Below are 8986 nucleotides of genomic sequence, written 5' to 3' on the forward strand. Positions count from 1 at the left end.
CCGTCTCCTGCTCCGGTTGCTGGTGAGGGTGTTGTCACCGCGCCAATGCCGGGCAAGGTTTTGAGGATTCTCGTGAGGGAAGGAGAGCAAGTCAAAACCGGCCAAGGACTACTCGTCCTCGAAGCAATGAAAATGGAAAACGAAATACCAGCACCAAAAGACGGAATAATCAAAAAAATCCACGTCAAAGAAGGCGACACCGTCGACACCGGACAAACACTCATAGAGCTAGGGTGATGGGTGATGGCAGGACTGGAGCAGGCGATAATAGACTTCTTCGAACACATGGGACTGCTCAACCTCACTGTGGGAAACGTAATTATGATAATCGTCGGCCTGACGCTGGTGTACCTGGCCGTCAGGTACAAGATGGAGCCCCTCCTGTTGCTCCCGATAGGCATCAGCGCGGTTCTCGTTAACCTGCCGCTGAGCCACCTCGTCAACTGGCCGGTGGCGCCGCAGCTTCCGCCGGGGATGGAGGAGAACATATTTACCACGATGGCCTATCTCAACCAGCAGTACGGCCCACCGGGGCTCTTTGACCTGATTTACTACCTGCTGATAAAGACGGAGATAGTGCCGCTGCTGATATTCTTCGGTCTCGGGGCAATGACGGATTTCGGCCCCATGATAGCCGATCCCAAGACGGCACTCCTCGGTGCCGCGGCCCAGATAGGCGTTTTCGTAGCCATGCTGACGGCGGTCATTTTGGGCTTCACCTTGCCAGAGGCGGCTTCGATTGGTATCATCGGTGGTGCCGATGGGCCGACCACCATCTACCTGACCACCAAGCTGGCGCCCCACATCCTCGGAGCAACCGCGGTCGCCGCTTACAGCTACATGAGCCTTGTCCCGCTCATTCAGCCGCCGGTCATAAGGGCCCTGACCAGCAGGGAGGAGAGAATGATACGCATGGAGCAGCTCAGGCCGGTGTCCAAGAGGGAGAAGATACTCTTTCCGATCGTCAGCATGATAGTCATAGCCCTCCTCGTCCCCACCGCCGCACCGCTGGTCGGAATGCTCATGATAGGCAACCTCTTCAGGGAGAGCGGTGTCGTCGAGAGGCTCAGCAAGGCCGCACAGGAGGAACTGATGAACATAGTCACGATATTCCTCGGCCTTGGCGTCGGTTCGACAATGCGCGCCGAGAGCTTCCTCACGGCACAGACCCTCATGATCCTCGGACTCGGGATAGTCGCCTTCACCAGCGCCACCGCCGGTGGAGTGCTCCTCGGAAAGCTCATGATGAAGCTCTCCGGAGGAAAGATAAACCCGATGATAGGAGCTGCCGGAGTTTCAGCGGTTCCGATGTCCGCCAGGGTCGTCCAGAGAATGGCCAGCGAGGAAGACCCCGGAAACTTCATCCTCATGCACGCGATGGGCCCGAACGTCGCAGGGGTCATCGGAACGGCCGTCGTTGCTGGAGTGCTCCTCTCTGTTCTGGGCTGAAGTCTCCCCATCTTTTTGTCAATTTTTGAATGAAAAGCTTAAAATAGGGGAAGAGCGCTTTAGGTTAAAGCGGTGGTGAAGGAAATGCGTGTGAAGACTTTGATGACCCCCGATCCAGTTGTGATAGAACTTCCGGCAACGAGGGAATACGCCCTCAGTCTCTTCCGGAAGCATAAAGTAAGGTCATTCCCCGTCATCAACAAGAACACGAAAGCCCTCGCAGGAATCATAAGCATAAAACGCGTTCTGCTCCACCCCGACGAGGAGCAGCTCGCGATGCTCGTTAAGAGGGACGTCCCCACCGTTAGACCCAACGATGACCTTAAGAAGGCCGTCAGGGCGATGCTTGAGATGGACTACAGGCGCGTCGTTGTTGTCGACGAGGAGAAGCGTGTTCTTGGAATACTTACCGTTGGGGATATCGTGAGACGCTACCTGGCAAAGAATGAGAAGCTGAAGAACGTGACGATTGAGAAGTACTATCAGAAGAACGTTGGCCTCGTCTGGCACGGGACGCCGCTTAAAGCCGCCCTCAAGGCTCTTCTCCTGTGCAACGCCATGGCGATTCCGGTTATAGACGACGAGGGCAACCTCGTAGGGATGGTTGATGAAACAGACCTCCTCAAGGACAGCGAGGTTGTGAGGGTCATGAAGCAGACTGCCCTGGCGGCATCGAGCGAGGAGGACTGGATACTGGAGAGCAATCCCACGCTCCTCTTCGAGAAGGCCGAGCTCCAGCTCCCCAAGAAGCCCGTTTCCGAGATAATGAACAGGGAGCTTGTCGTTGCGACGCCCCACATGAGCGTTTATGATGTCGCCCAGAAGATGGTCCAGTACCACATTGAACAGCTCCCGGTCATAAGGGGCGAGGGAGAGCTGGTGGGCATCATCAGGGACATGGACATCATAAAGGTCATCCTCAACAAGTGACCCCGGCTTAATTTCCTTTTCTTGCGGGTGGTGTCGGTGAAGGAGATAAAACTCTCGCTCTTCGGTTTTGGGAACGTTGGAAAGGCCGTCTCACGGGTTTTGCTGGAGAAGGGAGCGCTCTTCCGCCAGAGATACGGTGTGGAATTCAAGGTCGTGAGCATAGCCGATACCAGCGGGGTCGTCTGGCTTCCCGAGGGCATAGACCTCCGGGAGGCGCTCATAATCAAGGATAACTTCGGAAAGCTATCGGCATGGACGAACGACTACGAGGTCTACAGCTTCACACCCGACGAGGCGGTTAGGGAGATCGATGCAGACATCGTTATAGACGTCACCAACGATAAAAACGCCCACACCTGGCACCTTACCGCCCTAAAGGACGGCAAAGCCGTTGTTACGAGCAACAAGCCGCCCCTGGCCTTTCACTACGCCGAACTGATGAGGGAGGCGGAGAGGAGAGATCTGCCCTACCTATTCGAGGCTACCGTGATGGCCGGGACGCCGATAATAACCGTCCTCCGTGACGGTCTGAAGGGAGACACCGTTGAGCGGATAGAGGCGGTTCTAAACGCCACAACCACGTTCATTCTAAGCCGGATGGAGGCAGGGCTTGATTTTGAGGAAGCACTAAGGGAAGCCCAGGCTCTCGGGATAGCCGAGCGCGACCCCAGCGGGGACATACTGGGAATAGACGCGGGATACAAAGCCACCATCCTGCACTGCCTTGCGTTTCACCCTCTGACTTTCGATAGGGTGAAGAGAAGGGGGATAGGGGAGATAACCCCGGAGGAGGTCAGACGTGCCCAAGGAAGGGGGAACACCCTGCGGCTCGTGGCAGAGGTTGAAGACGGAGCTGTCACAGTGGAGCCCAGGGAAGTTCCACGGAGAAGCCCCCTGGCCGTTGAAAGCCACGAGAATGCTGCGATAATAAAAACCGACCTGCTCGGAGAGCTGGTCATCAGGGGTGCGGGTGCTGGACTGAAAGAAACGGCGAGCGGTGTGGTGAGTGATATCGTGAAGGCGGCACTGAAGCGTTAATCCCAAACTTTTTTAATTCCCATCGATGCTCTTAGCCCAGGTGAAACCATGGAGCACGTGATAGCGCTCCATCAGGTCTACGCGGAGCTGATATTCCGCGGGCTTAAGACGGTAGAGCTGAGAAAGGCCAGGGCATTCAGCGAGGGGGACACCGTTTTCCTCTACGTGGCGAGGGGAAATCCCTACGAACTGAGGGACACCCTGAAAAGGCTCGGCCTCCACGGAGAGCAGACTCTGACACGGAGGGGAACGATAGCCGGGGGCTTTGAGGTTGGTGAGGTAATAAGGGCCGACCTCGATACGCTCTGGGAGATGACGAAAGATACGAGCGGCCTGACGCTGGTTCACGGCGAAAACGGGAAGCGCTGGCTGGGGGAATACATCAGGGAGCATGGCTACGCGTTCACCATAGAGAGGCCCTTCCTCTTCAGAGAACCTATGAGCCGGGAGGAAATGAAGGAGCGCTATGGAGTCCACGTTGAGGGCATAATCCACCTCTCAAGGAAAACCAGAAAGCCTTGGGTAAGGGCCCTGATAGAGGACCTCCTTGCCAGGGACGTGATATACCTCTAACCGTCCGTTTCTTCGCCCTCTTCGGGCTCAACAAGGACGTACGGGCCGAGGCTGAGGCTCTTGATTTCATCCTGCGTCAGGAGCCTGCTCTTCACTTTCTCACCGATGAGGGCGCTGTTGCCGAGGGGATCCATAATCCTCACGGTGAGCGGTTTTTTGCCCTCCTTCACCTGCTCGATGTACTCCAGTATCTCCTCGGCCTTTTTCACGGCTTCCTCGTCACCCTCCTGCTCCCTGAAATGCCGGGCCATTATAAGGGTCTCCCTGACCCTCTCAAGGACCCCCTCGACGTTGCTGACGAAGCCCTCCGCCGCCGGCCCCGGTTCAATCTTGACGCCTATCTCTTCGAGCTCGATGGTCCCGCTCTTGCTCCTGACAACGCGGGTGAAGAGGTCCTTTTCCTCCTCGATCCTCACGCTGTAGAGCTTGGGCGGTCTGTCCTCCAGAATCATGACATCCGCGTTGCGGTAGCCGCACTTCTCACAGATTATCGTGCTCTCCATGACCTTTCCAAAGTAGGGAATGTCGTGAACGTACTGGAGGGCCTTAAGCGTGCCCCTGCCACCGCAGATTGGACAGTCTCCCAGCCGGATTTCCTGAATCTCCCCTTCCCTTCCGGTCATCTCTCACCACCGAAGAATAGACTGAGTGAATCCTTTATAAAATCGTGGGTAGAAAAGAAAGGCAGTCACTTGGCGATTCTTATGTCCGCCGGTACGAGAATCAGCTTTATTTCGTGCTTGCAGATTTTAGCGGCCTGACCGCCGAGGGCGCTGACCATGCCCTTTATCTGCTCCGCGACCTTCTCAAGAACCTCCGGCTTGACCTCAAGCGGCGTGAGGTCGACCAGAATTATGTTGCCGTTCTGGAGCTCCTCGGAAATCCTCTCAAGGTCGGCATAGCTGGTAACGACGATCTTCTTGAGGTACCTGACCTGGGGCTTGACTATCTCCTTAGCAAGAACATCCTCCTCAAGAGGAATGACATCGATGTCACGCCTAGGAGCAACCTCCTTTTTAATCGCCGCGGGCGGCTTCTTCTTGGCCTTTTCGTCCTTCTTTTTGAGACTGTCAAACAATCCCATAACTGTTCCCCCCAGTTAATCGTAAGGCTGGATTAATTTGGGCATTGGTGTTTATATCTCTTTCTAAAAACTTCTCTGGATTTTTTGGTTATTCATAAGGGTTCTCTAAATAACATGACTGGATAACAAAATTTACTACAATAACCGAAAAATTTATAAGAATATTTAGCAATATAGCTACGGTGATAATGTGGTACTAAGAAAACTGTTGGGAATAGCAATAGTTTTGATAGTACTAAACAGTATTCATGCAGTCGCAGCAACTCCATTCATAACACAGAACAGGGATTTAACTCAGGCTGAGTTAGAAGAAATCGGAAAAGTAATCAGTGAGTACCGTACACTGGTATCCCAAGGAGGATTTCTCAACGAGATTAAAGCACAATGGCTTCTTATCCGACATGGACTTAAAAAGGGAAAAACTACTGAGTATGTGTACAGTTTTCCGCGAATTTCTAAAAAGAATGGAGAAGCGCAGATTTTAGGTGGGGAGAAAATATTTCTTAAACTGAAAGTCACGCCATATTCACTATACTCCGCCTCAAACTATGTGTTCGTAGAGTACTACTGGGAATGGACAGATTCGATGGGAAGACCTGCTACGGAGGAGTGGGGATGGAGAGGAAGTGAGGACCTGATCTACATCCCATATCCAAAGGGAATACTTGAAGTATCTCACGTATCAATAACTACAACACTAGGCATTGGAAGTAATAGTGGTGTAAAGTACGTCAGAGAAAAAGAAGAGGCAACGAGCACTATAACAAATGGTGTTAAGACAACAATAACAACAAGGACATATACGGTAAAGGATGAAATCTTTAAAGGATCAATAACTATAATGTACAAGATACACCCTAACGCAAAGAGTGAACAAATTGAATTCGGCATGGTTTATGAACATACATATGGCAACACTTTGTTCTCTTTATTGGATAACCCCTGGTATAATTTTGCAGCAGGTATTGTAAGCTTAGGATTAGCATTGTTGGCAGCACCTGCAGTAATAACGTACACTGTAACTGCATATACACTTTCATCAGCTGCTGAAAGTCTACTGGATGGTTCATGGCCAGCTTCTGCTAAGAGTAGCAGGTGGACTCTATGATGCCCACTAGTCTCTAATTTTCATTTTTCACACGTTAGTGGGAGGTGTCAAGATGGCCTACAAGGATCCCAGTACACTAGAAATTATAAAAAACACAGAATTTATCAAGCAAATTGGGTTCTACACAATCCTCTGCATTGGAAGGTTTTTCTTTCCACATCCGGAAATCGGAACAGTCGTATCATTCAAATTTTACGGTGCGGTGATAGCGTACTTCCTGATAACGCTGGCCCTCGTTTTTAGCTATGAACTTCTTCATGACACTTTCTCCTCTAAGAGAGATGAGTTCTCGAGAGCGATCCCTAGAGAAAAATGGATATTAAGGTTATCCATTTCTGCATATTTTGCCTTCCTGTTGGCAACTCCGCAAGAGACTAAACTGACACTTTTGATCGCATGGGGATTTGGCCTTATCTTAGCGTATACTACAGCAAAGATAAGGCTTAGGAAGTTTAAAGGATGAAAAGAAAAAACATCATAACAAAGAAAGGTTCATTCGGCCCTGACGGCCTCAAGAACCTTCTCCCTGATCTCGGCGGCCTTCTTCAGGGCCAGATCGATCGCGTACATAACCTCCTCAAGCTTAAAGCTGCCCCCTTCGCTCTTCTGGACTGAGGAAATCATGCCGTTCTCGTCGGTGGTTATGGTTATCCTGCCGTCCATGACGCGTTCCTCGTCGAGGTTCGGGTCGGCCAGGAGGTTGCCGCCTATCTTGGCTATGGTAACCGGGATCGGTATCTTACTGACCGGAAGGGGTTCGTACTCGTCGAGAACCTGAACCTCGTCCTTCTCCTCGTCGTAGACGACCCTCGGCATCTTTGCGCTCAGCAGGGCCGCTATTGCCCCGATGCCGCTGGCGTCAAGGAGGTTCCCGTCGTGGTCAAGGACATGGACGTCTATGAAGACCACCCTCACGAGCTTGCCCGGGACAATGACGAGCTTCTCCAGCTCCACAGCCCCGCTCTCCCTTATGCCCCTGTCCACGACTCTGGCCAACTCGATGGCGTTCTCATCAGGGGGTCCCGGCTCAAAGCTCGGTGAGGCAAGCGGCACGAGCTCGACGTTGGTGGTTATAACCCCTTTCTCCGGGAGGTCGGGGAACGGTTCGCCCATGTCGACCTTTATGCCGATGAGAACCTGGGTGTTCCCGAGCCTCACCCACGCCGAACCTTCCGCCTTCTCGATGACGTTGACCTTGACCTCAAGATCGCGGTAGTCCTCAAGCGAGCGACCGTCCACGCGCCTGCCCTCCTTGAGGAGGCTCAGGATGTGGTCGCGCATTATGCTGGCCATAACTTCCATCTCACTCACCTCCACCGACCTCCTCGGCTATTTTGAGATACTTGACCTTCAGCGCCTCGCGCTGCTTCTGATAGACAGCCTTGGCCCCCTTAATGGCAAGCCTCACCGCCTCGATGAACTCCTCCCTGGTCAGATAGCCGTCCATCTGGAGGAGAGTTATGTCGTTCTTGAGGGGCATTATGGCCACCGGGACGTCGGCTTCGCCGTAGTTGTCCTCGTCCTTGTTGAGGTCAAGGACTATCTCCCCCTCTATCTTACCGGCGGCGCAGGCCGCGACCAGGTCCCTCATGGGCACTCCAGCGTCCGCCAGGGCGAGGGAAGCGGCGGTTATTCCGGCAACGCGCGTTCCGGCATCCGCCTGTAGAACCTCGATGAAGACGTCTATGGCAGTCCTGGGGAACATCTCAAGTAGGAGCGCAGGCTCAAGGGCGCCCCTTATGACCTTGCTTATCTCCACACTCCTCCTGTCAGGACCGGGCTTCTTCCTCTCCTCGACGCTAAAGGGAGCCATGTTGTACCTCACGCGGAGTATCGCCCTGTCTGGCCTCTGGAGGTGCTTGGGATGAATCTCCCTCGGTCCGTAAACAGCGGCAAGAACCTTGTTCTTGCCCCACTCAACGTAGGCAGAACCGTCGGCGTTCTTCAGCACGCCGACCTCCATCTTAATAGGTCTGAGTTCGTACTTCTTTCTCCCGTCTATCCTCTTTCCATTCTCATCTATGAGCTTTAAACCCTCTGGCTTGCCCATCATTCTCCTTCACCCTCTCCAGCGGTTTGCTCCTCAATCTGGGGCATCTCTTCAACGACTCCCCGTTCCTTGAGCTCCTGGAGTCTCGTCATGAGAAGTTCCTTGACCCTGTCCGTTAGCCCCTGGGTGTGGCTTTCTCTGTCGACCTTGAGTATGGCCTCGATAGCGAGCCTCTCAAGCTCCTCCTTTCTGCCGCTGACCCAGACCCAGCCGTTCTGGCCGACTATTATCCTCGTGTTTGTCAGCTTCTTGATGAGGTTAATCATCGAACCGCCCTTGCCGATGAGCCTAGGCACCTTGGAGGGCGTTATCTTGACTATCTGCCCTCCCCTGAGCGGGCCGCCCTTGAAGGGCATCCCCTTCGTGGTCAGGTCTATCTGGTTTATCTCGTTGTACGCCTTTATCCTGGCGTAGATTATGTCACCGATGTCGAATATCTTCCTCAGGTCGGTCTTCAGTATGTCTATGCGCTCCTCGACAGCGTCCTGGACACGCAGGTTGGCCTCGTAGGGTGCCCCTATGTCCACGCTCCAGTTGGAGAACCTGACGTCGGTTATCTTGCCGAGAACGTTGTCACCAACCTCGGGTATGTACGGGCCCTCAAGGGGTATCACCCTTATCGCGTCCCCCCTGATCTCAACCAGCCCAACGACGGTTGAGTATATCCTGTTGCCTTCCCTGAACGTCCCTCTTCCGCTCTTAAACGGCCCCTGGGCAAGTAAAGTCCCAGGAACCACCAGTTCCCTATTTTTTA

Annotated in this window: 12 protein-coding genes; 7 read left to right on the forward strand and 5 right to left on the reverse strand. The window is 53.4% G+C overall.

Translation table 11 applies throughout. The features are described 5' to 3' along the window. From F7C11_RS05405 to F7C11_RS05425, 5 genes are all read left to right on the forward strand, one after another. Positions 1–237 (forward strand): biotin/lipoyl-containing protein (locus F7C11_RS05405; protein ID WP_297091712.1); only part of this gene is annotated, 237 nt, incomplete at its 5' end. Between the two features lie 6 nt (positions 238–243). Next, positions 244–1449 (forward strand): sodium ion-translocating decarboxylase subunit beta, encoded by a 1206-nt coding sequence (locus F7C11_RS05410; protein WP_297091714.1) that lies wholly within the window; start codon positions 244–246, stop codon positions 1447–1449. Positions 1450–1533: 84 nt separating this feature from the next. Continuing rightward, entirely contained in the window at positions 1534–2379 is an 846-nt protein-coding gene (locus F7C11_RS05415; protein ID WP_297091733.1) for a CBS domain-containing protein, read from the forward strand. A 36-nt stretch (positions 2380–2415) separates the two neighbouring features. Continuing rightward, positions 2416–3417 carry a homoserine dehydrogenase gene (locus F7C11_RS05420; RefSeq protein WP_297091716.1) on the forward strand — a complete coding sequence of 334 codons (1002 nt, stop codon included), beginning with the start codon at positions 2416–2418 and terminating at the stop codon, positions 3415–3417. A 48-nt stretch (positions 3418–3465) separates the two neighbouring features. After that, positions 3466–3990 (forward strand): ASCH domain-containing protein, encoded by a 525-nt coding sequence (locus F7C11_RS05425; RefSeq protein ID WP_297091718.1) that lies wholly within the window; start codon positions 3466–3468, stop codon positions 3988–3990. Here F7C11_RS05425 and F7C11_RS05430 read toward each other — a convergent pair. Together F7C11_RS05430 and F7C11_RS05435 are read right to left on the reverse strand one after the other, a co-directional pair. Then, on the reverse strand, positions 3987–4613 hold the full coding sequence (locus F7C11_RS05430) for a ZPR1 zinc finger domain-containing protein (protein WP_297091720.1): 627 nt from the start codon (positions 4611–4613) through the stop codon (positions 3987–3989). The genes F7C11_RS05425 and F7C11_RS05430 overlap by 4 nt on opposite strands. A gap of 65 nt (positions 4614–4678) precedes the next feature. Beyond that, complete coding sequence (locus F7C11_RS05435; RefSeq protein WP_055429819.1) at positions 4679–5074, reverse strand: cell division protein SepF; 396 nt, start codon at positions 5072–5074, stop codon at positions 4679–4681. A gap of 190 nt (positions 5075–5264) precedes the next feature. Here F7C11_RS05435 and F7C11_RS05440 point away from each other — a divergent pair, with 190 nt between their 5' ends. Both F7C11_RS05440 and F7C11_RS05445 read left to right on the forward strand, forming a co-directional pair. After that, entirely contained in the window at positions 5265–6182 is a 918-nt protein-coding gene (locus F7C11_RS05440; RefSeq protein WP_297091722.1) for a hypothetical protein, read from the forward strand. A 52-nt stretch (positions 6183–6234) separates the two neighbouring features. Then, positions 6235–6645 (forward strand): hypothetical protein, encoded by a 411-nt coding sequence (locus F7C11_RS05445; protein WP_297091724.1) that lies wholly within the window; start codon positions 6235–6237, stop codon positions 6643–6645. A gap of 29 nt (positions 6646–6674) precedes the next feature. Here the strand turns inward: F7C11_RS05445 and rrp42 are convergent, their stop codons facing one another. From rrp42 to rrp4, 3 genes are all read right to left on the reverse strand, one after another. Further along, positions 6675–7484, reverse strand: coding sequence for an exosome complex protein Rrp42 (gene rrp42 / locus F7C11_RS05450; RefSeq protein ID WP_297091726.1), 810 nt, complete (start codon positions 7482–7484; stop codon positions 6675–6677). Between the two features lies 1 nt (position 7485). Next, positions 7486–8235, reverse strand: coding sequence for an exosome complex exonuclease Rrp41 (gene rrp41, locus F7C11_RS05455; protein WP_297091728.1), 750 nt, complete (start codon positions 8233–8235; stop codon positions 7486–7488). Continuing rightward, the coding region (rrp4, locus tag F7C11_RS05460) for an exosome complex RNA-binding protein Rrp4 (RefSeq protein ID WP_297091731.1) at positions 8232–8986 on the reverse strand (755 nt) is incomplete at its 5' end. The genes rrp4 and rrp41, both read right to left, overlap by 4 nt.

The sequence above is a fragment of the Thermococcus sp. genome (genome assembly GCF_015521605.1).
Lineage (GTDB): Archaea > Methanobacteriota_B > Thermococci > Thermococcales > Thermococcaceae > Thermococcus.

Excerpts from the sequence above, each read along its gene's own strand:
- rrp42 (WP_297091726.1), bottom strand. The coding sequence starts at position 7,484 with ATGGAAGTTATGGCCAGCATAATGCGCGACCACATCCTGAGCCTCCTC.
- F7C11_RS05430 (WP_297091720.1), bottom strand. The coding sequence starts at position 4,613 with ATGACCGGAAGGGAAGGGGAGATTCAGGAAATCCGGCTGGGAGACTGT.
- F7C11_RS05410 (WP_297091714.1), top strand. The coding sequence starts at position 244 with ATGGCAGGACTGGAGCAGGCGATAATAGACTTCTTCGAACACATGGGA.
- F7C11_RS05425 (WP_297091718.1), top strand. The coding sequence starts at position 3,466 with ATGGAGCACGTGATAGCGCTCCATCAGGTCTACGCGGAGCTGATATTC.
- rrp41 (WP_297091728.1), bottom strand. The coding sequence starts at position 8,235 with ATGATGGGCAAGCCAGAGGGTTTAAAGCTCATAGATGAGAATGGAAAG.
- F7C11_RS05435 (WP_055429819.1), bottom strand. The coding sequence starts at position 5,074 with ATGGGATTGTTTGACAGTCTCAAAAAGAAGGACGAAAAGGCCAAGAAG.
- F7C11_RS05445 (WP_297091724.1), top strand. The coding sequence starts at position 6,235 with ATGGCCTACAAGGATCCCAGTACACTAGAAATTATAAAAAACACAGAA.
- F7C11_RS05415 (WP_297091733.1), top strand. The coding sequence starts at position 1,534 with ATGCGTGTGAAGACTTTGATGACCCCCGATCCAGTTGTGATAGAACTT.